This window comes from Bradyrhizobium sp. SZCCHNS2022, from assembly GCF_032377575.1.
GTDB classification, from domain to species: domain Bacteria; phylum Pseudomonadota; class Alphaproteobacteria; order Rhizobiales; family Xanthobacteraceae; genus Bradyrhizobium; species Bradyrhizobium aeschynomenes.
The window spans coordinates 1,549,276-1,572,897 of sequence record NZ_JAUHHZ010000001.1 but is presented as its reverse complement, the minus strand read 5'-3'; the positions used below and the strand labels follow the sequence as shown (position 1 = coordinate 1,572,897).

At 65.6% G+C, this 23,622-nt stretch carries 26 protein-coding genes; 18 read left to right on the top strand and 8 right to left on the bottom strand.

Annotated features, from left to right (window positions below):
• The first annotated feature begins 10 nt into the window (after positions 1-10).
• From QXZ94_RS06915 to QXZ94_RS06885, 7 genes are all read left to right on the top strand, one after another.
• Positions 11-2,323, top strand: a complete 2,313-nt coding sequence (locus QXZ94_RS06915; RefSeq protein WP_315719787.1) for a N,N-dimethylformamidase beta subunit family domain-containing protein — start codon at positions 11-13, stop codon at positions 2,321-2,323.
• 134 nt (positions 2,324-2,457) lie between these two features.
• Positions 2,458-3,597 carry an amine dehydrogenase large subunit gene (locus QXZ94_RS06910; RefSeq protein WP_315719786.1) on the top strand — a complete coding sequence of 380 codons (1,140 nt, stop codon included), beginning with the start codon at positions 2,458-2,460 and terminating at the stop codon, positions 3,595-3,597.
• On the top strand, positions 3,594-4,142 hold the full coding sequence (locus QXZ94_RS06905) for a MauE/DoxX family redox-associated membrane protein (protein WP_315719785.1): 549 nt from the start codon (positions 3,594-3,596) through the stop codon (positions 4,140-4,142). The genes QXZ94_RS06910 and QXZ94_RS06905 overlap by 4 nt, the downstream gene beginning before the upstream one ends.
• Before the next feature lie 7 nt (positions 4,143-4,149).
• A complete protein-coding gene (gene mauD, locus QXZ94_RS06900) occupies positions 4,150-4,746 on the top strand; it encodes a methylamine dehydrogenase accessory protein MauD (RefSeq protein WP_315719784.1) in 597 nt (198 codons plus the stop codon).
• Positions 4,747-4,770: 24 nt separating this feature from the next.
• Positions 4,771-5,316 carry a methylamine dehydrogenase light chain gene (locus tag QXZ94_RS06895; protein ID WP_315719783.1) on the top strand — a complete coding sequence of 182 codons (546 nt, stop codon included), beginning with the start codon at positions 4,771-4,773 and terminating at the stop codon, positions 5,314-5,316.
• Entirely contained in the window at positions 5,313-5,747 is a 435-nt protein-coding gene (locus QXZ94_RS06890; RefSeq protein ID WP_315719782.1) for a cytochrome c, read from the top strand. The genes QXZ94_RS06895 and QXZ94_RS06890 overlap by 4 nt, the downstream gene beginning before the upstream one ends.
• Positions 5,744-6,178: a hypothetical protein gene (locus tag QXZ94_RS06885; protein WP_315719781.1), complete on the top strand. Its 435-nt coding sequence runs from the start codon at positions 5,744-5,746 to the stop codon at positions 6,176-6,178. The genes QXZ94_RS06890 and QXZ94_RS06885 overlap by 4 nt, the downstream gene beginning before the upstream one ends.
• Before the next feature lie 145 nt (positions 6,179-6,323).
• Here the strand turns inward: QXZ94_RS06885 and QXZ94_RS06880 are convergent, their stop codons facing one another.
• Complete coding sequence (locus QXZ94_RS06880) at positions 6,324-6,620, bottom strand: hypothetical protein (protein ID WP_246739043.1); 297 nt, start codon at positions 6,618-6,620, stop codon at positions 6,324-6,326.
• A 370-nt stretch (positions 6,621-6,990) separates the two neighbouring features.
• Here QXZ94_RS06880 and QXZ94_RS06875 point away from each other — a divergent pair, with 370 nt between their 5' ends.
• Positions 6,991-7,215 carry a hypothetical protein gene (locus tag QXZ94_RS06875; RefSeq protein ID WP_315719780.1) on the top strand — a complete coding sequence of 75 codons (225 nt, stop codon included), beginning with the start codon at positions 6,991-6,993 and terminating at the stop codon, positions 7,213-7,215.
• A 120-nt stretch (positions 7,216-7,335) separates the two neighbouring features.
• Positions 7,336-7,686, top strand: coding sequence for a hypothetical protein (locus QXZ94_RS06870; protein ID WP_315719779.1), 351 nt, complete (start codon positions 7,336-7,338; stop codon positions 7,684-7,686).
• Positions 7,687-7,697: 11 nt separating this feature from the next.
• Here QXZ94_RS06870 and QXZ94_RS06865 read toward each other — a convergent pair whose 3' ends face one another.
• From QXZ94_RS06865 to QXZ94_RS06835, 7 genes are all read right to left on the bottom strand, one after another.
• Positions 7,698-8,639, bottom strand: a complete 942-nt coding sequence (locus QXZ94_RS06865; protein WP_315719778.1) for an ABC transporter substrate-binding protein — start codon at positions 8,637-8,639, stop codon at positions 7,698-7,700.
• On the bottom strand, positions 8,636-9,739 hold the full coding sequence (locus tag QXZ94_RS06860) for an LLM class flavin-dependent oxidoreductase (RefSeq protein ID WP_315719777.1): 1,104 nt from the start codon (positions 9,737-9,739) through the stop codon (positions 8,636-8,638). Before QXZ94_RS06860 ends, QXZ94_RS06865 begins: the two co-directional genes overlap by 4 nt.
• A 21-nt stretch (positions 9,740-9,760) precedes the next feature.
• Complete coding sequence (locus QXZ94_RS06855) at positions 9,761-10,945, bottom strand: acyl-CoA dehydrogenase family protein (RefSeq protein WP_315719776.1); 1,185 nt, start codon at positions 10,943-10,945, stop codon at positions 9,761-9,763.
• The gene (locus QXZ94_RS06850) at positions 10,939-11,730 is read right to left on the bottom strand and encodes an ABC transporter ATP-binding protein (RefSeq protein WP_315719775.1); all 792 of its coding nucleotides are present in this window, start codon (positions 11,728-11,730) and stop codon (positions 10,939-10,941) included. Before QXZ94_RS06850 ends, QXZ94_RS06855 begins: the two co-directional genes overlap by 7 nt.
• On the bottom strand, positions 11,724-12,737 hold the full coding sequence (locus QXZ94_RS06845; RefSeq protein ID WP_315719774.1) for an ABC transporter permease: 1,014 nt from the start codon (positions 12,735-12,737) through the stop codon (positions 11,724-11,726). Before QXZ94_RS06845 ends, QXZ94_RS06850 begins: the two co-directional genes overlap by 7 nt.
• Positions 12,715-13,806, bottom strand: a complete 1,092-nt coding sequence (locus QXZ94_RS06840; protein ID WP_315719773.1) for an ABC transporter substrate-binding protein — start codon at positions 13,804-13,806, stop codon at positions 12,715-12,717. The genes QXZ94_RS06845 and QXZ94_RS06840 overlap by 23 nt, the downstream gene beginning before the upstream one ends.
• 248 nt (positions 13,807-14,054) lie before the next feature.
• Complete coding sequence (locus QXZ94_RS06835) at positions 14,055-15,149, bottom strand: LLM class flavin-dependent oxidoreductase (RefSeq protein WP_315719772.1); 1,095 nt, start codon at positions 15,147-15,149, stop codon at positions 14,055-14,057.
• Positions 15,150-15,447: 298 nt separating this feature from the next.
• Here QXZ94_RS06835 and QXZ94_RS06830 point away from each other — a divergent pair, with 298 nt between their 5' ends.
• The 9 genes from QXZ94_RS06830 to QXZ94_RS06790 all read left to right on the top strand — a co-directional run bounded on the left by QXZ94_RS06830 (position 15,448) and on the right by QXZ94_RS06790 (position 23,605).
• The gene (locus QXZ94_RS06830; RefSeq protein ID WP_315719771.1) at positions 15,448-16,305 is read left to right on the top strand and encodes an ABC transporter permease subunit; all 858 of its coding nucleotides are present in this window, start codon (positions 15,448-15,450) and stop codon (positions 16,303-16,305) included.
• Positions 16,302-17,015, top strand: a complete 714-nt coding sequence (locus tag QXZ94_RS06825) for an ABC transporter ATP-binding protein (RefSeq protein ID WP_315719770.1) — start codon at positions 16,302-16,304, stop codon at positions 17,013-17,015. The genes QXZ94_RS06830 and QXZ94_RS06825 overlap by 4 nt, the downstream gene beginning before the upstream one ends.
• Before the next feature lie 16 nt (positions 17,016-17,031).
• Positions 17,032-18,048, top strand: coding sequence for an NrtA/SsuA/CpmA family ABC transporter substrate-binding protein (locus QXZ94_RS06820; RefSeq protein ID WP_315719769.1), 1,017 nt, complete (start codon positions 17,032-17,034; stop codon positions 18,046-18,048).
• A gap of 32 nt (positions 18,049-18,080) precedes the next feature.
• A complete protein-coding gene (locus QXZ94_RS06815) occupies positions 18,081-19,310 on the top strand; it encodes an acyl-CoA dehydrogenase family protein (protein ID WP_315719768.1) in 1,230 nt (409 codons plus the stop codon).
• Between the two features lie 34 nt (positions 19,311-19,344).
• Positions 19,345-19,911, top strand: a complete 567-nt coding sequence (locus QXZ94_RS06810) for a flavin reductase family protein (RefSeq protein ID WP_315719767.1) — start codon at positions 19,345-19,347, stop codon at positions 19,909-19,911.
• A 23-nt stretch (positions 19,912-19,934) separates the two neighbouring features.
• Complete coding sequence (gene epsC / locus QXZ94_RS06805; RefSeq protein WP_315719766.1) at positions 19,935-20,888, top strand: serine O-acetyltransferase EpsC; 954 nt, start codon at positions 19,935-19,937, stop codon at positions 20,886-20,888.
• Between the two features lie 198 nt (positions 20,889-21,086).
• Positions 21,087-21,308 (top strand): hypothetical protein, encoded by a 222-nt coding sequence (locus QXZ94_RS06800; protein WP_315719765.1) that lies wholly within the window; start codon positions 21,087-21,089, stop codon positions 21,306-21,308.
• A gap of 55 nt (positions 21,309-21,363) precedes the next feature.
• The gene (locus tag QXZ94_RS06795; RefSeq protein WP_315719764.1) at positions 21,364-22,707 is read left to right on the top strand and encodes an LLM class flavin-dependent oxidoreductase; all 1,344 of its coding nucleotides are present in this window, start codon (positions 21,364-21,366) and stop codon (positions 22,705-22,707) included.
• An 88-nt stretch (positions 22,708-22,795) separates the two neighbouring features.
• Complete coding sequence (locus tag QXZ94_RS06790; RefSeq protein WP_315719763.1) at positions 22,796-23,605, top strand: MetQ/NlpA family ABC transporter substrate-binding protein; 810 nt, start codon at positions 22,796-22,798, stop codon at positions 23,603-23,605.
• Positions 23,606-23,622: the final 17 nt, after the last annotated feature.

Below are 23,622 nucleotides of genomic sequence, written 5' to 3'. Positions count from 1 at the left end.
GACCGACGCCATGGCAGAGAAGAAGCTCTACGGCTATTGCGACCCCTGGACAGTCAAGCAGGGCGAGACCCTGTCCTTCATGATCTCGGCCGAAGGGACCGACACCGTTGACGTCCGCCTGGTTCGTCTCGTTCACGGCGACGAACACCCGGACGGTCCCGGCTTCCTCGAAGAGGAGGTCGATTGCGAAATTCCGGCCACTTTGAACGTCCGGCGCCAATTCACCCAGGTCGGCGCCCACGCCGTCGTCGAGGACATCTCCCGGCGCCTCGTTCCCGCGGGCGACTTCACCGTCTATGGCTTCATCTTTCCGACCCGGCCGGGCGGCAGCCGCCAGGCCATTCTGTCGAATTGGGACATCATGTCCGGCAAGGGCTATGGCATCGGCATCAACACCGAAGGCCGGCTCGAGTTCTGGGTCGGCAATGGCGAATTGATCGACCATGTGACCGCCGAGGTGCCGCTGCGTCCCCGTGCCTGGTACTTCGTGGCGGCGACGTTCAATGCCGCCACCTTGGAGGCCCGACTCCATCAGATCGGCGTCGTCAATCGCTACAACTCCCTGCTCGGCCTCGTGGTGCCGATCGACTACGATTCCCGCGTCGCCGAGACCTTCCGCGTGATGCCCCAGGCGCCCGACGAGTCGGTCCCGTTTCTGTGGGCGGGCGCGAGCGAGGAGAACGATCGCCGCGGCCGCTTCGTCGGGATGCTCTATTCAGGCAAGATCGACCGCCCCGGAATCCTCAACACGGCCTTGCCGCCTGAGGCGATCGCCGCCCTGGCGCAAGGCGAGCTGCCGTCCACCGACGCGATCATCGCCCGCTGGGACACGAGCGCCGGCTACACCGACCGTGGCATCGGCGACACGATCACCGATGTCGGACCGCATGGTCTGCATGCGCACGGTGTCAACCGGCCGGTGCGCGGCATGACCGGCTGGAACTGGGCCGGACGTGAGGACAGCTTTCGTCTCGATCCCAACCAGTACGGCGGCATCGCCTTCCGCGATGATGCGCTGACCGACTGCCGCTGGTCGCCAACCGTGACGCTGCGGATTCCGAACGATCTCAGGAGCGGCGTTTACGCGCTGCGGCTCCGGGCCGGCGAGAGCGAAGACCACATCCCGTTCTTCGTCCGGGCGGCGACGCCGCGCGCGCCGCTGGCGGTCCTGATGTCGACCTTCACGTATCTCGCCTATGCCAACGAGCGGCTCGGCTTCGATGCGCCGATCGCGCAGGCGATCACCGCTCACACGCCGATCTTCAGCGAGGCTGACATCGACTTCTACAAGCTCCAGGAATTCGGCTTGTCGACCTACGATCACCATTCCGACGGGTCGGGGTGCTGCTATTCGTCCTGGCGCCGGCCGATCATCAACATGCGGCCGCGGCATCGCAATGCCGCGACCGGCGTCACCTGGGGGCTTCCGGCCGATCTGTCGCTGCTGTGGTGGCTGCAACAGGCCGGCTACGATTTCGAGATCCTCACCGACCACGATCTGCATGCCGAAGGCGCCGCCGCGCTGCACCCCTATCGCGCCGTCATCAACTGCACCCATCCCGAATATTATTCCGAGCGGATGATGGACGGCACCGAGGACTATCTGCGCGCGGGCGGCCGCCTGATCTATGCCGGCGGCAACGGCTACTACTGGGTGTCGGGGCTGCGCGAGGACGAGCCGCATTGCATGGAAGTGCGCAAGCTCGACAACGGCTCGCGGGCCTGGCAGGCCGATCCGGGAGAAGCCTATCTCGTCAGCACCGGCGAGCGGTCGGGGCTGTGGCGCTCCCGCGGCCGGGCCCCGCAAAAGCTGGTCGGCGTCGGCTTCACCTCCGAGGGCATGGACGAAAGCCAGCCGTTCGAGCGCATGCCGGATTCCTTTCACCGCCTGATAGCATGGATGTTCGAAGGCATCGGCGACCGGGAAGAGATCGGCAATTTCGGGCTGGGGCTCGGCGGGGCGGCGGGAATCGAAATCGACCGCTATGATCTGGCGCTGGGCACGCCACCGCACACGCTGCTGGTCGCCTCGTCGCACGGGCATTCCGACAATTACCCGCTGGTATCCGAGGAGATCACCTACGCGTTCCCCGGCCGCGGCGGTACCCAGGATCCCCTGGTCCGGGCCGACATGACCTATTTCACGACCGGCTCGAACGGCGCCTGCCTATCGATCGGCTCCATCGCCTGGAGCCAGGCGCTGCCGGTCAGAGGGGGCGACAACAACGTCGCAACCATCATGCGCAACGTGCTGACCGCCTTCCTGCGTCCCGGCCCCCTGCCCGGTAGCGAATTCGTCGGCGAAGAAAAGCTCTGGCGTTGATCATGATGCATATGCATCATTACGGAGCCGGAGCGTCCCATCGTATGCTTTGCTCCCCGGAGCACGTCGCAGCCTTGGCTGCTGCAAAGGCGACGGGGTAGGCGTACTGGGGGCCCGGCGGCGGAGAGATTGAGATGAGGTCGTCTTCGTTCATATCCCTGCTCGGGCTCGCGCTGATGCTCCGCCCGTGCGCTGCGGCCGAATTCAAGCCGGAGGCGACATCGAGCAGCACGATTCCCGCGACCATGAACCGCGTCTATGTGGCCGACCCCGCGCTTCCCCACATGGTCGATGGACGCGTCTACGTGCTCGATGCCTCTGACCTCAGCCTCAAAGGAATGCTGGAAGCCGGCTTCGCCGGCATGATGGTCGCGGCGCCCGACAAGCACCGCGTCTATGTCGCGACGACCTTTTACGAGCGGCTCACCCGCGGCAAACGGACCGACGTCATCCAGGTGTTCGACGACCAGACCTTGAAGGTGATCGACGAAATTCCGATCCTGACGCGACGTGCCCAGGCGCTCGGCTATCGCAGCCTGTTCCAACGCTCCAGCGACGGCAGATTGCTGTTCATTCAGAACGCCACCCCGGCAACCTCTGTCAGCATCGTCGATCCCGACAGCAAGCGTCAGCTCGAGGCTCCGGCGCCTGGATGTTTCGGCATCTATCCCGCACTGTCCACGCCGCTGCGCTTTTCGACCCTATGCGGTGACGGAACGGTGGGCACATACACGATCACGGCAAATCTGCGCAGCGCGGACCGTAAGGTGAGCGGTAAGCTGTTCGATGCCGGCGCCGATCCTCTGTTCATTCACGCCGAGCACGACCAGGACAGCTACATTTTCCTGAGCTTCAAGGGCAAGCTACTGCGTGTCTCGCTGGAGGGCGAGCGCGCCACAGCCGTCGAGACGCTCGATGTCATTCCGCCCGATGCGACCGGCTGGGCGCCGGGCGGCTATCAGCCTTTTGCGGTCGACGCCAAAGCGCGGATTGCTTACATCTTGATGCATTCGGACGACAAGGACGGAGCACACAAGAATCCGAGCGCGGAGATCTGGTCCTATGACATCGGCAACAAGCGTCTTCTGGCGCGCTCGCCCGCTCGCAACCTGACATCACTGACACTGTCGGCCGTTGATCCGACAGTGCTGTTCGCGATCAATCCGGTCGACCAGAAGATCGAGCGCCTCACGATCGATGCGACTGGAAAGGTCTCGCGCTCCGCGGACATCAAGCTCGGCGAGACCGCCGCTTTGGTCGAGGCTCCCCGATGAATTGGCAGCTCGATCCCGTTCTGCATCTGGTGGCAAGCGGCTTCATCATCGTCGTGCTGGCACGCGCGGTGCTGGAGAAGGTTCAAGGCTACGCTCTCTTCGTGGCGAACCTGCGCGACTATCGTCTGCTGCCTGAGGCGTTGGCTCCCCTCGCCGCGCCGTTGCTGCTGGCGGCGGAAATCGCGGCGATTGGGTGCCTGATGTATCCTGCCGCAAGCCAGATCGGAGCCATCCTCGCCTCCCTGCTGCTCTGCCTTTACGCCTTCGCCATGGCTGCAGTCCTGATTGCAGGTCGCAGCGAGATCGAATGCGGCTGCGGCGGCGAGGGCCAGCTCGTCAGCTGGACGCTCGTTGCCAGAAATGCGGTGCTGGTCGCGGTCAGTGCCGCCATCATGCTGCAGACATCGCCACGTCCAATGGGCTGGTCCGACATGCTGATCGGGCCAATGGCCGTGTTCGTGCTGCTGCTGCTACTCGCAACGGCCGAAAAAACCATCGGAACATGGGCGGTCATTCGCCGGCTCGACTCCCGCTCGTTCAATTGAGGTGACCATGGACGGTCTCGTCGTCGCATTCATCCTGCTCTGTATCCTGGTGCTCGGACTGGCCATCGCGGTGTTCGCGCTGGCGCGCCAGGTCGGCATTCTGTACGAACGGATCTCCCCGATGGGGGCCCTCATGACCGACTCCGGCCCTTCGGTTGGCGAAAAGGTGCAGCGCTTCGACCTCACTGCGCTCGACGGTCGCGCCGTCGCGGTCGGTGCCGCTGGTCCCCGTTCGCAGCTGGTATTCTTCCTGTCGCCGACCTGCCCGGTCTGCAAGAAACTGCTGCCGATCCTCTCCTCCGTCGCTGCAGCCGAAAGTTCGTGGCTGGACCTGGTCCTCGCCGGCGACGGCGACGTGGCCGCGCACCGAACTTTCGTCGCGCAGCGGCGGCTGGACAAATTTCCCTTCGTGCTCTCCCGCGAGCTCGGCATGGCGTTCCGCGTCAGCCGGCTGCCTTACGCCGCGCTGATCGACGGCAACGGGCTGGTGCGCGCCAAGGGATTGATCAACAACCGCGAGCAGCTCGAGAGCCTGTTCAATGCCCGCGATCTCGGCATCGCTTCGATCCAGTCCTATCTCGATGCGCCCCACCCCGCCCACTAGCCACGGCCCCATGCGGAGAAGCTGATGTCGGACATCATCATCGACAGGCTGATGGCGGCCTTCGACCGGGCCGCGGAGCTGGCCTTCCGGCGCTCGGCGCAGAGCATCGGCCGACGGTCGGCGCTGAGCGGGATCGGTAAACTGCTGGTGGGCGGAGCACTGTTACCGGTGCTGCCCTTCGATCGTTCAGGGCAGGCTCATGCCGAAGGAACGTCGAAGCCGGATGCGAACGAGGTCAATTGCGACTACTGGCGCTATTGCGCGCTCGATGGTTTCCTGTGCTCGTGCTGCGGCGGCAGCGTCTCGTCCTGCCCGCCGGGCGCCGAGCCGTCGAAGGTCACCTGGGTCGGCACCTGCCACAATCCGACCGATGGCAAGGACTATCTCGTCTCCTACAATGATTGCTGCGGCAAGACCACATGCGGTCGCTGCCTCTGCAACGGCAATGTCGGCGAGCGCCCCGGCTACCGAATGGGCGTTCACAACGACATCAACTGGTGCATGGCCAATACCCAGAGCATGTATCACTGCACGGTGTCGGTGCTGGTCGGCGTGGCTGACAAGAAATGAGAACCGCAATCTTCGCCGCTTGCGCCGCATTGACATGGCCTGGCATCGCGCTCGCTGCCGACGGCGCCAAGATCTACGCCGAGACCTGTCAGGCCTGCCATCAAGTCGGCGGCGTCGGCTCGCCCGGGCTGGCCCCGCCATTGGTCTCGCCTGTGCTCTCCAACGCGGCGACCAAGCGGCCCGACTATCCCGCAATGGTCGTAATCAACGGGCTTTCCGGTACGCTTCCGCTCGAAGGGGGTGAGACCATCACCAGCGCGATGCCGCCCCAACCGGGTTTGAACGACGAAGCGACCGCCGCCGTGGTCAATTACGTGTTCCGCTTGAACCGTGCCAAGGTCCAGCTCAAGGCCGCCGACGTCGCTCGCGCCCGCAGCCATCCGGCGGGCAATGACGAGATCAAGCAGATCCGTTCCGGCCTGATGCCATGAGATGTCTGACCCTTGTCCTGATCGCAGCAACCACGATCGGCGCCATCGAACGCGTACGGGCAGCAGAGAGCACTGAATATCTCTATCGACTGCACTGCTCCGGTTGCCACGGTCTCGATGGCGAAGGGTCGTCCGTCGGACGCATCCCGCCCTTTCCCGGCATCGTCGGACATTTCGCCGGCAGTGAACAGGGCCGGCTCTATCTTGCGAACGTACCCGGCGTTGTGAATGCTGCCCTTCCTGATGGCGAGACCGCGGATCTCCTGAACTACGTCCTTCGCGTCTGGGGCACGCCCACGCGCGATCGCGGCAAGCCGTTCACGGCGGAAGAAGTCCATCACCTGCGAGCCAGGCCGGTGGACGACATCACGGCGCTCAGACAGGCCCTCGCTGTCGAACTCGCCAAAAAGCGCATCTCGATCGCCTACTGAAAGTCACGGATCCCACGGCCTCGATCTCTGCCGCCCGCGGCTTCGGTCCGGATGGCTGACGCCTTCAGCATGCTCAAAGGTTTGCACGAACGAGCATGATTGAAGCGAGCAGGCGAACTTGTTGTTCTAGATAAAACGGCGATGGTCATGACGAACGCGCACGCCTGTGAAGACCGGCGGCGAGAAGGAGCGTGACTGCCATCGGATCAAGGACGGCGACGAGCGCCAGCGTGAGCAGCCGGACTGCTCGCTCAATGTCGGTAGCAGGTATCCCCATCAACTCGGCGAGGTATCGGATCGGTCCCACTTCAGCCTCGGCGCGCCGTCGCAGCGCTTGAATCCTGGCCCTTTCGATTTGTAAGTTCGCGAGCGACTCCGACTCGCGACTGCGTTCAGCGGCAATGTTGGCTCGTTCGTGGCGCTTTTGGTCAGCGATTGTCATCGCGCCGACCGGACGGCCAAGGCGTGTGGACTCGTCGATAGCGGCGTCGATCTGCGCAGTACGCCGGTCAATGTCCGCAACCTTCTGGCTCTGTATTGCGAGGCGGGCCTCGACGTCTGCGCAAGGGTGAGATCTATAGATGTCATATGGTCGAGGTGAGCGCGGGTGAGGAAGCCGAATACGCCTATAGCGTTCAGGCCCATCAGTGCTCCGATCATCAGGACGAGGACGTACCGCAGGAGTAACGGGGCCGAATTCCAGTGCTCGGTCAACCAGGCGGCTGCGACGAGCTTACGGGCCTCCAATACCGCGCCCATCATGATGACAGGCAAAAAGGCGCCGGCGATCATAGATCGAATGGAGATCCTCGATGCCTCGCCGCCCAGCCAAGGTTACCCAGGCCGATATCGCGCGCGCGATTCGCGCCGCTAAGGAGGCCGGCGCGGCCGAGGTCGTCGTCGATTCGGACGGCGTGATCAGGATTGCTCTGACCTCGAGCGCTCAGTCGACCCGTCAGCCAAAGATCAATTTCGACGAGATCTGGACGCCGTCCGAGGCGCTTGCGCGCCGTCTCAATGGCACGGAAAGCGGGTGAAACGCACCTTTCACGGTTGATGCCGAATCGGAGGATTCGTAGACTCCAGGCATTGGTTCACGGAGCCGGCCAATGCCCGAGACCGAACGTCCCGATCCCCGCGCGCCCGGGGATCGTCGCATGTACCTCTATTTCAACTATTCCGAATCCGGATCGTTGCGCTGGTACGTCAAGGGACGCCGGATCGGGATCGCCGAAGACTACGGTACGAGGGCGTTCGATGCTGCCTATGAGGCGGCGGTCGCCGCACTCGGAGGAGTGTTGCGGATGCGGCGCGTCAAAGGAACCAACAAGCCCGGTCAACCGGAGCGCCGCTATCTCTACGTCGATGTCAGCCAGCGCGGTCAGTTGCGCTACTACGTGCAGCTTCGCAACAAATTGCCGAAGACCCATGTACTTGCTCGAATGCCCATCGCGTTAAGGCGCATTTCGGCCCGTTTGGTTGTTTTCAGGTGGCACAGGCTGGCCTAGCGGACGCAATGCTAAAGGCCAGCCCCCTTCGCGATGGCCGTAGCGAACGACCGGTCGAGGATTCCCCCTGCATCGAGCCGCTCCTTGATCAGGCCGGTGCGCGTGTAGAGGTCGATCGTCTTCTGCTCGTCGGCGGCGACGGCGGCGTCGATCGGGACGATGCGGACCTTGGCGCGCTTAAGCCAATTGAGCGGCACGGCAGGCGGGATGTTCATCAGCCGGCCCCAGGTCTCGGCGTAGCTCTCGACGTGGCCGAGCGACCAGGCGCGGGCCGCGGCGAGCCGCTGCGCGAAATCCTCCAGCGCCGCGCGCTGCTCCTTGATCGCCGAGGGGGTGGCGACCTGGAAGCTCAGGCCTGGCGTCAGTCCCTCGCCGGTGATGACGCGGCGCGACTTGAACAGCACCTCCTCCTGGCTGACATAGGGCTCCCATGTCGACCACGCATCGACCGAGCCTTGCGTGTAGGCGACCTTGGCATCCGACGGCGGCAGGAAGATGAGCTGGATGTCGCTGGTGGTCCAGCCGCGCGATTCAAGCGCCGCCAGCACCAATTGGTGTCCGATCGAGCCGCGGCCGGTGGCGATCTTCTTGCCCTTGAGATCGTCAAAACTCCTGATCGGCGAAGTCTCCGGCACCAGCATCGCCAATCCCTCCTGGGTCTGGCGGATCGCGGCGATTGCCTTCACGGGCACGCCGGAGGCCGCCGCGAAGGTGAAGGGCGCGTCGCCGACCAGACCGGTGTCGATCGCGCCGGCGCTGAGCGCCTCCAGCAGCGGCGCCGCCGCGACGAACTCCTTCCAGGCGATGGTGTAGGGGACGTCCTTGAGCACGCCGGCCGCCTCCATGACGGCGCGCGCATTGCCCTTCTGGTCGCCGACGCGCAAGGTCACCTGCGCGACGGCCGAGGCGGTGAATGCGAGCAGAAGGCTCGCGGCAAGAAGAACGCGCTTCATTCCGCGGCCACGCCCCGGGCGCCCTGCCGGCGCGCGATCAGCGCGCGCGTCACGGGGATGAGCGCGCGGCCATAGTCGATGGCATCGATCAGCGGATCGAAGCCGCGGATCAGGAAATGGCTGATGCCGAGGTCGTAATAGTCGCCGAACACCTCGGCGACCTGCTCCGGCGTGCCGACCAGCGCCGTGGTGTTGCTGTTGGCGCCGGTGAGCTTGGCGATCTCGGTCCACAGCCGCTTGTCGACGCGCTTGCCCTGCTCGGCGATCGCCAGCAGGCGCTTGGCGCCGTCGGTGGCGTGGCCATCAGCCGGCTTGCGGTAGCCGGTCTGGTCCTGCAGCGCGGTGGCGCGCTCCAGGATGTCCTGCGCCCTTGCCCAGGCCTTCTCCTCGGTGTCGGCGAGGATCGGCCGGACCGACAGCGAGAAGCGCGGCGCCGGACGGCCGTGCTTCGCCGCGGCCGCGCTGACGCGGGCGACCTGCTCGCGCACCTGCGCGTAGGACTCGCCCCACAGCGCATAGGTGTCGGCATGCTTGCCCGCGACGTCGATCGCCGCATCGGAGGCGCCGCCGAAATAGATCCGGATGCCCTCCTTGCGATACGGCTTGACCTGCGCGAACGCATTCTCGACCTGGTAGTACTTGCCGGCGTAGCTGAACGGCTTCTCGCTGGTCCATTCGGCACGGACGATGTCGAGGAACTCGCTGGTCCGGGCGTAGCGCTCACTCTTGTCGTCGAGCGTGTTGCCGTCCTGGCGCAGCTCATTGGCGTTGCCGCCGGTGATGACGTGCAGCGCGACGCGCCCCTTGGAGAACTGGTCGAGCACCGCGAACTGGCGCGCCAGCAGGGTCGGCGAGGTGAAGCCCGGCCGCTGCGCGATCAGCACGTTGAGCCGCGAGGTGACAACGAGCACATGCTGGGCCACCTGCAAACTGTCCGGCGAGGTCGAGTGGAAGGCCAGGAGCGCGCGGTCGAAGCCGGCATTCTCATGCGCCTTGGCCACCGTCTCGATGTGAACGGGATCGAGCACCGGCCCCTGGCGGACGATGATCTCGGACGAGTTGTTGTTGGAAATGAAGCCGATGAATTCGATTTCGGACATCTGTCCTGTCTCCTTATGTTCCTAGAGTCCCAGCGCCAGACGGCCCGCGGCGATGCGCGTGGCGTCGTCCTGCGGGGTGTGGACGCGGCCGCACAGCACGTCGCGATAATGCCGCTCCAGCGGATTGGCACGGCTGAGGCCGTGATTGCTCGACAGCGACAGCGCGTCCTCGACTGCTGCCACCGCATTGTTGGTGACGGTGAGCTTGATGATGTTGCCCTCGACCGGGCTGACCACCCGGCCGTCGTCGAAATCGCGCGCGACGCTCTCGATCAGCCGCGCGTTGACCTGCAGCCGCGCCTCGATCGCGCCGAGCACCTCCTGCGCACGCGGCAGAGTCGACAGCGGCGCGCCGAGGCTCGACGGCGTCCGCGTCCTGAGGAAGTCGACGATCCAGTTGCGCGCCGCGCGTGCGACGCCGTCATAGATCGCGCCGACGAAGGCGGCATGAACCAGCGCCTGGGTCGGGTTCTGCACCCGCCAGTCCGCGGGCTTGCGCAGCTCGATCTCGTGGTCGAGCGGGATCACGACATCCTCGAACACGACATCATGGCTGCCGCTGGCGCGCAGGCCGAGATGGTCCCACGTCTCCAGGATGCGGATGCCGGGGAGCCCTGCCTGCACCAGGAACAGTCCGAGCCGCGGCTCGGACTCGTCGGTCCTGGCCCACACCGAGTACCAGGACAGGATCGGCGCGCCGGTTGAATAGATCTTGTGGCCGCTCAGCCGCCAGCCGGTCTCTGTGCGCCGCGCGATCGTCTCCGGCAGGCCGCCACGCGACGGCGAACCGAGCGCGGGCTCGACGCGAAAGGTGTTGATCAGCGCGCCGCGCTCGACCGAGTCCCGCTGGAGCTTGCGGGCCAGCCGCGGCGGATATTCTTGGCTCCGCGCCATCACGAAGTGCTGGATGTAATGCATCGCCAGGACCAGTGCCGTCGACGGATCGGCCTCGGCAATGAGTCCGAGCACGCGCGCCGTGAGGCCCGCGCCCGCACCATGACCGCCGAGCGCCGTCGGCACGGTCAGGGACAGCAGGCCGGCCTCGAACAGATCCGTGAAGTTCTGGAATGGAAAGCTGCGATCGCGATCATGCGCCGGCGCGCGTTCGGCGATGACAGGAACCAGCCGCAGCGCGCGTGCGATCAGTTCGTCCTCGTTGTCAGCGCCGGTCTGGCGTGGCGCGAGGCTTTCGATGACGGCTACCATGTCGCTTCCAACCCGAGGAGACCGAGAATCTGCCGGCGCAGATCGGCGAGATGCGGATCGCCGCGATGCCGCGGATACGGCCGGTCCACGACGATGTCGGCCTTGATGCGCGCCGGGCGGTCGCTCAGCACGATGACGCGATTGGCAAGCACCAGCGCCTCCTCGACGTCGTGGGTGACGAGCAGGGTCGTAAAACCCTTGCGCTGCCACAGCGCCACCAGCTCCGCCTGCATGGCGATCCGCGTCAGCGAATCGAGCTTGCCGAGCGGCTCGTCGAGCACCAGCACCTTGGGATCGTTGACCAGCGCCCGCGCCAGCGCGACGCGCTGCGCCATGCCGCCGGAGAGCTGATGCGGATAGGCATTCTTGAAGTCGGTGAGGCCGACGAGATCGAGCGCAGCATCGACGCGATGACGTTGCTTCTTCAGGATGCCCTGCGCTTCGAGGCCGAGCGCGACATTGTCCCACACCGTGCGCCAGGGAAACAGCGTCGGATCCTGGAACACGACGACGCGCGACGGGTGCGGCCCCCTGATGCTGACCTCGTCCTCGCGCAAGCTGCCGCTGCGCGGCTTGTCGAGTCCGGCGATCAGGCGCAGCAGGGTCGACTTGCCGCAGCCGGAGGGACCAAGCAGCGCGACGAACTCGCCGGGCTCGACGATCAGGCTGACGTCATCGAGCACCTTCAGCTCGGCACCGTCGACGTCGAAGGCATGGTCGACATGGGCGATGTCGATGGCCGCGCCGGGATATTGCGTCCTGACGGCAACGGCTGCGGCTACCATTTGACGACTCCCTTCTGCCAGACCAGCACGCGGTCACGGGTCTTGAATAGCAAGGTGATCGCGCCGGAGCACAGCAGCGACATCACCAGCAGCGCGGCATACATGTTGGAATAGGCGGCCCAGCCCTGCGCCCATTGCAGGTACCAGCCGAGTCCGGCCTTGACGCCGATCATCTCGGCGACGACCAGCACCGCGAAGGAAGCGCCGAGGCCCATGAACAAGCCGACGAAGACATGCGGCAACGCCGCGGGGATCGCGACCTTCAGCACCAGGAACCACGGCCTGGCACCCAGCGTGCGTGCCACATCGTAGTAGGCTGATGGCACGCTGGCGACGCCGGACCAGGTCAGCACCGTCACCGGAAAGCCGGTGGCGAGCGCGATCAGGAAGGTCGACGCGCTCCAGCTGGTCGGGAACGCGAAGAAGGCGATCGGCAGCCAGGCGGTCGCCGGCAGCGGCCCGATGAAGCGCAGCACCGGATGCACCCAATAGCCGATCCGCGTCGACCAGCCGATCGAGACGCCAGTGATGAAGCCGGTGGCCGCGCCGATCAGATAGCCGCCGAGCTGCAGCTTGATCGAGGCGATGACGCTGTCGAGCAGTTTCGGCAGATCGTCGGTATAGACCTCGATGATCGCCTGCGGCGGCGGGAAGAACGGCAGCGGCAACCAGCCGTATTTGGCGGTGGCGAGCTCCCACAGCGTCAGGAACACGCCGAGCGCGAGCAGCCAGGGGCTGCGCTTGCGCAGGGCCGAGCCGGCGCGACCGAGCTGCGCGGCCGCGACACTCGCGACGAGCACGAGCCCGGCGATCACAAAGGCCGCGATCGCGAGATCCGTGGTTCGGGACCAGTCGCCGACATCCTCGCGGACCAGACAGGCCGCACCGAAAGCGGCCCAGGCGAGCGCAACGGCGATGCCGGGCGCGACGTCGCGGAGCTTGTCGGCGAGCCCGCTGCTCGGCGCGACGCCGCCGGAGGCGACCTCAGACAGCGAAAATGTCGACATAGATGCGCTCGGCGAATTTGCTGGTGTCGGTGCTCGGCTTGAAGACGGAGACGATCTTGAGGTCGTCGGCATAGGCCTTCAGCTCCTGCTTGAGCGGCTGACCATGCGGATGATGATGGTGGGTGTGATAGCGCACCATGCCTTCGAGATCGGCGAGCGTCGCCTGCTTCGGCGCATAGGGCTGGAACGACTTCGCCGCCTCGACCGGGTTCTGCGCGGTGAACATCGCGGCATCGAGCAACGCCTGGGTGATGGCGCGGCCGACCTGCGGCTCCTCGCGCACCAGGCTGCCGCGCAGGCCGAGGATGCAGCAGACACGGTTCTGATACTCGCCATCGAGATTGGAGGCGACCTCGCGATAGGCGGGGTCCTTGAGCCAGAGATAGGCGAGCGGATCGGAGGCGAGGAACGCCTGCGTCTCGCCCTTGTCGGCGGCGACGTTGACGACGGCACCGGGATAGACGCGCCAATCGACGTCCTTCACCGGATCGATGCCGAGCCGCGCCAGCTGGATCGAGAAGAAGTTCTTGTCGGGTCCGCCGAGATCGCCGACGGCGACGGCCTTGCCCTTGAGATCGGCGAGCGTCTTGATCCCGGAATCCGTGCGCGCCAGCACCCGCATGCAGCCGCCATGGGTGCCCGCCGCGATCTTGACGTCGAAGCCCTGCTCCAGCGGCTTCAGCCAGCGCAGCGCCATGCCGAGCCCGGCATCGCTCTTGCCGGTTGCGATCGCCTCGAGCAACTGATCGGTCGAGCCCGAGTAGTTGATCAGCTCGACGTCGAGGTTGTACTTCTTGAAGAAGCCCTGGTCGATCGCCACGGGCACCGGCGTCAGGCAGACCGCACCGGCATTCCAGGACAGTTTCAGCTTGCGCGGGGCGCCGGTGAGAGCCGGCGCCTCGGCCGCCGTCCGGCAGATCGGAAACTGCGACAGATCGATCTCCGGGGCGGCCCGCAGCGATAGCGCCTGCGCGGCCAAGCCGCCGAATGGCGCCACCAAAGCGGCGCCGGCCGCCGTCTGAAGCAGCCGACGCCGGGTGACTGCGCCCGTGTTGTCCGTGTTGTCCATCGCCCTCTCCTGCCGACAAAGCTCCGCCGTTGCGCAGGCGCGCGCCGCCCGCACTCCCCGCGGAATGCATCGATGTGTCGTTGAACGTGCGCCGTCGTCAGCGCCCCAATGATGAGCCGATGATGCGTTCGCTCCTGCACATCGTCAATGAAATGGATTTTCGAATGTTGCGCGGCGGCGAGCGATTATCTTCCCGCGCAACGACCTTCACAAAGCAATCAGTTCTTCTGCACGCCTCGCAGGCGATATCATCCCGCACGGCGACCGGACTCAGGGCTCGCAACACCACGATCGTGCTGGCGTTGACGCACGAGAGGAATAATTTCCTCCGCGAACCGCTTCATCTCGGCCTCGAACGGCTGGAACTGCAGCATGAACAGCTCGATGCCGGCGGCGTGAAAGTCGATGATGCGGTCGGCCACCTCTTCGTAGCTGCCGACCAGCCCGGCCGCGGTGCCGCCATTGCTGCCGACACGCGCGCTCTTCTGCATGGTCTGCATCATCACGACCTTCGGATCGGTGTTCGCCTTCTGGATCGCCTTCATCGGCGCATCCTTCTCGGCGAGACGCAGCAGCCGCTGATGCGCCGCCTCGGCCTCGTCAGCGGTCGGACGGGCGATCACGAAGGCCGAGAGGCCGAAGCGGAGCGGCGGCGCCGCACCTCGTGGCCGCGCCGCGACATCGCGGATCAGGCCGGCGACATCAACGAGCGGCTGGCCATTGATGAACCAGACATCGCCGTGATCAGCGACCAGCGCGCGCGCCGGCTCCGATTCACCACCGACATAGATCCGTGGCCTCGCGCGATAGAGGTCCTTCGGCCGCAGCGCATAGTCCTGCACGTCAAAATACCGGTCCTTATGCGTCAGGCGTTCGCCCTGCAGCAGCCGCGACACCACCGAGATCCATTCGCGGCCATAGGCGTAGCGCTCATCATGCTCGGCAAATCCGATGCCGGCACGCTCCAATTCAGGCCTGTTCCAGGCATTCACGAGATTAATAGCGAAACGCCCATGGCTGATGTTCTCGATACCCAGCGCCATCTTGGCGAGCACCACGGGATGATACAGATAGGGCTTGATCGCCGTGATGATCTCGATCCGGCTGGTGAGCGCCGCGAGCGCCGCCGCCGCGCTCCAGGCCTCCAGCTGATCGAGATCCTCCTGATGCGGATTGATGGTGTGCTGGGCGACCAGCGTCGAATCGAATCCCAGCGTCTCGGCCTTGAGAACGAGATCGCGATTACGCTCCCACGAGGCATCATACGGCTCGTCCGGATCCTGATGCGCGGCTCGCGGGCCATGCACGAGGGCCCAAATCCCGAAGCGGAGCGGATGTGTCATGGTCGAGCCTCACGATCTCAGTCACGCTTCGCCGTCTCGACGATGCGTTTTCATAGCCGCACGTACTAACAAATCCCGAAAAGAAGTTCTTGCCGCTTTTGGCCCGGGCAAGAAATCGAAAACCTCCCAAGGCAACAACAATTGGAAAACGGCTCTATTTAGATCAGCCATGTTTCGTGGGACAGTTTGCAGGCGCGCAACGGCGCTGCGTCACGCGGCCACCCGCGCATCCGATCTACTCTACTCTGCCGCGCGATCGCGATCGGCGGCGCCATGATATCGCGAGGACGACGTACTCTTGAGAAATCTGGAACAAGCTGCCGGGACGATCGATCTGCCGCAGACCACAAGTGGCGCGCGCCCCGGCACCGGACGACACCGCGCGCTGAGCCCATTGGCGCTGCAGGCTTTGTCGTGGCTCGCCCCGGTCCTGCTGATCGTGATCTGGGAAGCGGCGGCGCAGGGCGGCTATCTGTCGCCGCAAGTCCTGCCGGCGCCCAGCAAGGTCGTGCGCACCGCCTTCAAGCTGACCACACAGGGCACCCTGCTGAACGATCTCGGCGTCAGCCTGCTGCGCGCCGCTGCCGGCTTTGCGATCGGCGGCGCCGTCGGTTTCGCGCTCGGCATTCTCGTCGGCTTGTCGCGGATCGCGGAGGCGCTGATCGACCGCAGCGTGCAGATGATCCGCGCGATCCCATTTCTCGCCGTGCTGCCGCTCGTGATCGTCTGGCTCGGGGTCGGCGAGGCCGAGAAGGTCTTCCTCGTCGCGCTCGGCGTGACCTTCCCGATCTACATCAACACCACGCTCGGCATTCGCCAGGTCGATCCGAAGCTGCTGGAGCTCGGCCGTGTGCAGGCGCTGTCGACCGTGCAGTTGATCCGCCGCATCATCCTGCCCGGCGCGCTGCCCTCGATCCTGACCGGCGTCCGTTACGCGCTGGCGACCGCCTGGCTCGCGCTGGTCGTCGCCGAGACCATCGGCGCGCAATCAGGCCTCGGCTTCCTGGCGATGGACGCCCGCGAATTCCTGCGCACCGATGTCATCGTGCTGACGATCGTGATCTACGCCCTGATCGGCGTCGGCGCCGACCTGATCGCACGCTGGCTGGAGCGGCGGCGGCTCGCCTGGCATCCGAACTATGGAGCCCCGCGATGACCGTCCAGTTCGCGCCTCCTCAGCCGGCCACGCCGGCCGTGATCGTCAACGGCCTGCGCCGCGCCTATGGCGATCGCACCGTGATCGATGGCCTTGATCTGCGCATCGAGCGTGGTGAGTTCGTGGCGCTGCTCGGCGAGAGCGGTTGCGGCAAGACCACTTTGCTGCGCGCGCTGGCCGGGCTCGACCCCATCCAAGCCGGGCGGATCACCGCGCCGAAGCGCCCTGCCGTGGTGTTTCAGGAGCACCGCCTGCTGCCATGGGACAGCCTCTGGCGCAATGTGGCGCTCGGACTCGACGTTCCCGACGCACGGCAACGCGCGGCGGCCGCGCTCGCCGAGGTCGGCCTGGGTGATCGCCTCGACGACTGGCCGCGCAATCTCTCCGGCGGCCAGGCGCAGCGCGTCGCGCTCGCGCGAGCTCTCGTGCAGCAGCCGGAGCTCTTGCTGCTCGACGAGCCGTTCGCCGCGCTCGATGCGCTGACCCGCATCCGCATGCACGCGCTGGTGCGCGAACTCGTCGCCAGCCACCGCCCCGGCGTGCTGCTGGTCACGCATGACGTCGACGAGGCGATCACGCTCGCCGATCGCATCCTGGTGATGCGCGATGGCCGGATCGCCTACGAGCACCATACCAGCCGCGAGGGTGCGGTCGCCCGCGGTGACCTGCTGACCGAACTGGGCGTGCTGCATGCCCAGGCTCCCGCTTGATTTGGAAGGATCGATCATGTCTTCGGATGATTTCTCGCGCCGCAAATTCCTCGGCACGGCCGCTTTCGGCATCGGCGCATTCGTCGGCTTCACGCTGACCGATGACGCGTGGTCTGCCCCCGGCCGCGTCACCGACACCGTGCGTCTGACCTGGGGCCTTGCCGGCCTGAACAACATCGCCAAGGAACGCGGCGAGTTCGAGAAGCTGCTCGCCAAGGACGGCATCAAGGTCGAATGGATCGGGCCATTCCCGAACCACGCACCGACCCTGCAGGCGGTGACCGGCGGCACCGCGGATTTCAGCTTCGGCGGCTCGACCACGCCTGCGCTGGCCGCCATCATCGCCGGCTCGCCGCTGGTGTTCACGCAATTCGTGGTCTACGAGCCGCGCACCACGGCGATCATCGCCCGCGATGATTCCGGCATCAACAAGGTCGAGGACCTCGTCGGCAGGTCGGTCGCCGTGAATCGCTCCGGCCTCGGCGAATTCCTGCTGGTCGCTGCGCTCGAGAAACACAAGGTCGATCGCTCAAAGGTCAAGTTCGTCTATCTCAATCCGCCCGATGCAGCGCCCGCGCTCGCATCCGGCAAGGTCGACGCCTGGTCGATGTGGAGCCCGGGTGTCGACATCGCGCGGATCGACTACAAGGGGCACGACATCTTCCTGGAAGGCCGCGATCTCGAGTTCCAGATCGATTACACATCCTATCTGACGACCCGGAAGTTCGCGACCGAGAACCCGGCGCTGGTGCGCGCCGTCAACGAAGCGTTTCGCGCCGAGGGCAAATGGATCTCGGAGAACAGCAAAGAGGCCGAATACATCGCGCAGAAGGCCGGAAAGTACAGCGACGAGATCCGCGACCGGTTCATCGCGATGAAGCGTCAGTACCGTTATTTCTCGGTCAACGACAAGCAGTTCGTCACCGACCTGCAGAAGGCCGCCGACTGGCTGGTCGAGCGCAAGGTGCTGCCTGAGCCGGTCAAGGTTGCCGATCACCTCGCTTCGATCGAGGACCCGGCGCCGCAGCGCTGAGCATCCATCGTTCCATTCCATCTGGACTCGTCATGAACAAGCCGGTCTCGACCAAGACCCTCATCGCCGACGCGCCGCTGCTGTTGGCAGCGGAGACGATCGATCAGCTGCTCGCCGCCATCGCGGATGATGAGTCGGAGCGGGAGCGCGAGCGCATCCTGCCGCACCAGCAGATCGCGCTGATCAAGCAGGCGCGGCTCGGCGCACTGCGCCTGCCCGTGGCCGCCGGCGGTGCCGGAAGCACGATCCGCGGCCTGTTCGAGATCGTGATCCGGCTTGCCGAGGCTGACGCCAATGTCGCGCATATCCTGCGCAATCATTTCAGCGTGGTCGAGCGTCTGGTCCGCATTCCCCGCGACGACCAGGCGCGGGAGTGGCAGCAGCGCGTCGCGGCTGGCGCGATCATCGGCCTCGCGACCACGGAGCTCGACAGCCCCCAGGTCGGCAACATCACGCCGAACACCACCTTCACACCCGATGGCGACGATTATCTGCTGAACGGAACCAAGTACTACAGCACCGGGACGCTCTATTCCGACCTGGTCCTGGTGCGCGCCGCCGATCCGGACGGACGTCCCGGCGCGACCATCCTGCCGCTCGATCGCGCCGGCATCGAGCTGATCGACGACTGGGACGGCATGGGCCAGCGGCTCACCGCGACCGGCACCACGCATTTCCGCAATGTCCGGGTCAAGCGGCAGGAGATCGTGTTCGACGCGCCCGACATCGGCTACGGCGTGCCCTACTCCAACACGTTCGCGCAGCTGTTCCTGACCGCGGCCGTGGCCGGCATCAGCCGCGCGGCCCTGCGCGATGCCATCGCGTTGGTCCGCTCGCGCAAGCGTACCTTCTACTACGCACCGCATGAGAAGCCGACCGAGGACCCGCTGCTGCAGCAGACGATCGGCCAGATCGCGGCGTCCGCGCACGCCGCGGAAACGGTGGTGCTCGTCGCCGCCGAGGCGCTCGATGCCGCCACCGACGCGTTCGATGCGGGCCGCGCCGACGCCGAGGCGCTCGCGCATCGGGCCGCACTGCTGTCGGCGCAAGCCAAGATCATCGCCGACGATGCCGCCATCCGCAATGGCGGGCTGATCTTCGACGTCGGCGGCGCGTCGTCGACCAAGAAGGCCACCAATTTCGACCGCCACTGGCGCAATGCGCGCACGCTGTCGTCACACAATCCGGTCACCTACAAGGAGCGGGCGATCGGACAATATCTGATCAACGGCACGCCGCTTCCGGCCAAGGGATTCTTCTGACCGGCGCGCGCGTGCCCTGCGAAGGAGGCGACGGATGAGCAAGCATGGACTGCATCTCCTGACGGCGTCCACTCCCCCGCACTTCTACTCGGCGCTGCGCCGCGTCGCCGCCGGCGTCAGCATCGTGACCGCCGGGCGCGGCGACGACATCACCGGCGTGACCACGGCGTCGCTGGTCTCGCTCTCGGTCGAGCCGCCGCGGCTGATGATCAATCTCGGCCAGCAAACGTCGGCCTTTCCCCTGATTGTCCGTGACGGCTGGTTCGGCATCAACGTTCTCAGTTCCGACCAGCTCACGCTCGCCGACCGCTTCAGCAGTCCGCATCTCGCCGGACGGCAGAAATTCGAGGGCGTCGAGTGGTCGCGCCATGCGGCCGGTGTGCCGCTGCTGCAGCATGCGCAGGCGGCGATCGCCTGCGAGGTCGACGAGATCATCGAGCGCTACGACCATGCGATCATCGTCGGCCGTCCCGACACGATCGAGCTGGCGCCGCGGCTGTCCAGCCTGCTGTACTGGAACGAGCAGTATGTCGAGGTCGACCGCAATGCCGATCTCGACCTGCTCGCCGAGGTCGGCGTACCGCCGGCGCATGTGCGGTGACGGCGCAGCATGGGGGAGACGGTATGAGACATCGTCCAGGCTCCGGCGCAGAGACGCCGGCCCCGGCGGGCGAACGCTGGGGCCTCGATCGGCTGGTGGCGGAGCTGCGCGTGTCGCGCGAGGAAACCCACAGCGTCCGGAAGGACGGTGTCATCCACCGGCCGCCCTCGCGCGAGAAGCTGGCGCAGGTCGTCGCCGCCCTGACCGAGGCGCTGTTTCCGCGACACTATGGCCAGTACGACCTTGATAGCGAGAACATCGACTATTTCGTCGGCCACCGGCTGAGCGTCGGCCTCGACCTGCTGTCCGACCAGATCCACCGCGCCGCCTTGTTCGTCGGCGACGAGCTCATCCCTGGATTTCGTCAGCCCGAGGCAATGGAACTGACCCACAGCTTCGCGAAAGAATTGCCCGCGCTGCGCGGCATCCTGATCAGCGATTTGCGCGCCGCCTTCGTCGGCGATCCCGCCGCCAAGAGCTTTCCGGAAATCCTGATCGGCTATCCCGGCATGACGGCGATCATCCATCATCGCCTCGCCCACCTTCTCTACGGTCTCGGTGCACGCCTAGTGTCGCGGCTGATCGCCGAGATCGCCCATACCAGGACCGGCATCGACATCCATCCGGGGGCCCGCATCGGCTCCGGCTTCTTCATCGATCACGGCACCGGCGTCGTCATCGGCGAGACGGCCGTAATCGGCGACAATGTCCGGATCTACCAGGCGGTCACGCTGGGCGCCCGTCACTTCCCGACCGAGGAGGACGGCACGCTGATCAAGGGCGACGCCCGTCATCCGATCGTCGAGGACGACGTCGTGATCTATGCCGGCGCCACCATCCTCGGCCGCATCACGATCGGCCAGGGATCGACGATCGGCGGCAATGTCTGGTTGACGCATGATGTTCCGCCCAACAGCGTCGTCACCCAGGCCACGCTCCGCAACAAGGTCGGCGGACCGAACCTGCAGACCTCCTGAGCAGACGTGGATCTGCTGGAACGGGCGATCGAAATGGCGATCCCCGGTTGCTGATGAGCACGACGGATTCATGCTCGTGCCGCGGACAACAATGCAAATCCATTTCATCGACAGCATCGTCCTACAAAAGCTAGATTTTCGCATTCGCGCGGCCGGCATCAACGATGCCGTGACGGTCGCGCCTCGACGGATGCCGTGATGTTCGACCCTCTCGCCATGATCAGCCTGCACCAGGATCCGCCCACGGGTCGCAGCGATGTGCTCCGCGACAGCACGCCCGCCGAGAGGCCGCTGCTTCACGAGCTTCACCTGCGCGGTCGCGATCTCGGCGCAGGCATCGGCCGTGTTGCCGTCGAGCTCGCGCGACGCCTGCGGTGGCCGCAATCGCCGAGCCGCGTTGTGACCGACACGCCGCGATAGCCATTCTCCAAGCGATCGCTTCGCCTCTCCCGACAATCCAGCCCACGAGCGCCCCATGAGCCAGCGTCGTCAACTGAACCTCAATCTCTTCATCTATCCGGGCGGCCATCACGAGGCGGCATGGCGCTACAAGGGATCATCCGCCAGCCGCGCGCTCGACATCGGCTACTACCAGCAGCTGGCGCGAACGGCGGAGCATGCCAAGTTCGACGCGATCTTCTTTGCCGACGGTCCGGCGCTGGCCGACAATGTGCGCTACGCTCAGCGCTTCCGCTTCGAGCCGATCACCTGGCTGTCGGCGATCGCCGCCGCCACCAGCCATATCGGCCTGATCGGCACGGCATCCACGACCTATCACGAGCCCTATAATCTCGCCCGCCTGTTCGCCTCGCTCGACCACCTCAGCGGCGGCCGCGCGGGCTGGAACATCGTCACGACCAGCGCGGCGCAGGCAGCGCAGAATTTCGGCCTGCCGGAGCATCCCCCGCACCACGAGCGCTACGAGCGTGCCAAGGAGTTCCTCGACGTCGTCACCGCGCTGTGGGACAGCTGGGAGGACAACGCCGTGGTCAATGATCCCGCGTCCGGCATCTTTGCGGACACCGACAAGGTCCATCCGCTCAATCATGTCGGCAAATACTTCCGCGTGCGCGGGCCGCTGAACGTGCCGCGCTCGCCGCAGGGCCGGCCGGTCTATGTCCAGGCCGGCTCGTCCGAGGACGGCCGCGCCTTCGCAGCGCGCTTTGCGGAAGCGATCTTCACCGCACATCAGACGCTTGCCAGCGCGCAGGAGTTTTACGCCGACATCAAGCGCCAGGCGCGCGCGCTCGATCGCAATCCCGACCACGTCAAGATCCTGCCCGGCATCAGCCCGTTCATCGGCTCGACCCAGGCCGAGGCCGACCGGCTGCAGGAGGAGTTCAACGATCTCATCCAGCCGGAATACTCGCTGGTGCAACTGCGCCAGATGCTTGGGCTCGATCTCTCAGGCTTCGATCTCGACGGGCCGTTCCCGCGTCATTTGATCGAGACCGACGGCGCGCGCGGCGTCGCCAGCCGCTTCAAGCTCGTCGTCGACATTGTCGACCGCGAGCAGCCGACCATCCGCCAGCTCATCCAGCGCCTCGCCGGCGCCCGCGGCCATTGGGTGATCGCCGGCACGCCGGAGAAGATCGCCGACAACATCCAAACCTGGTTCGAGAACGGCGCCGCGGATGGCTTCAATGTGATGCCGCCCTGGCTGCCCGGCGGATTCGATCTGTTCGCCGAGCACGTCGTGCCGCTCCTGCGCAAGCGCGGCCTGTTCCGCACAGAGTACACCGGAACGACCTTGCGCGAGCATTACGGGCTGGATCGACCCGCCAGTCTCTACAGCCATCCGGTCCAGGCGATCGCCTGAGCGCCGTTTCACGGGCGGCGCGGACGCCAATCAAGGCGCCCGCGCCGCCTTTCGTTTGGTTCAAGCCTTATCAAGCCTTGGAAGTCACATGCATCACATCACCAGATCGCATTTCATCGGCCTGATCGCCGCCTCCGTCCTCTCGATCGCCATCGGCGGCGGCGCACTGGCGCAAGCCTCCGAGAAGAAGGAGTTGAAGGTCGGCTTCGTCCCGGGCCCTTACATCGACGAGTTCAAGATCGGCGTCGCACCCGAATTGCAGAAGAAGGGCTACCAGATCCGCTACGTCGAATTCTCGACCGGCCTCGAGGCCAACAATGCCGTGTTCAAGAGCGAGATCGACGCCAATGTCATGCAGCACATGATCTTCCTGAACTCCTACAATGAGCGGCAGAGCACCGACCTCACCGGCATCGTACACGTGCCGACACCGCCGATGGGGATCTATTCCAAGAAGCATCCGCTCGGCACCAAGATCGCGGTCCCCAACGATCCGGTCAACCTGCAGCGCGCGCTGTGGATCCTGCGCGATCTCGGCCTGATCGAGATCCGCGACTCCAAGCCGATCGACGTCACCGAGCTCGACGTCATCAAAAACCCGGGCGGCATCAAGATCGTCCCGCTCGAGGCGGCACAGGCGCCGCGCGCGCTCGACGATGTCGACTTCGCCGCCATCCAGGGCAATTTTGCGATCTTCAGCGGCCTGAAGCTGACCAATGCGTTCGCGCTGGAGAAGATGACCACGCCCTACATCAACGTGGTCGCCGTCAAGCGCGGTAATGCCGAGACCGCCTGGGCCAAGGACATCGTGGACGGCTACAAGTCACCGGGCTTCAAGGCCGCCATCCTCGCGGACCGCTTCTATGACGGCTTCACCCTGCCCGACTACATGAAGTGATCGATTACGGCGGCCCG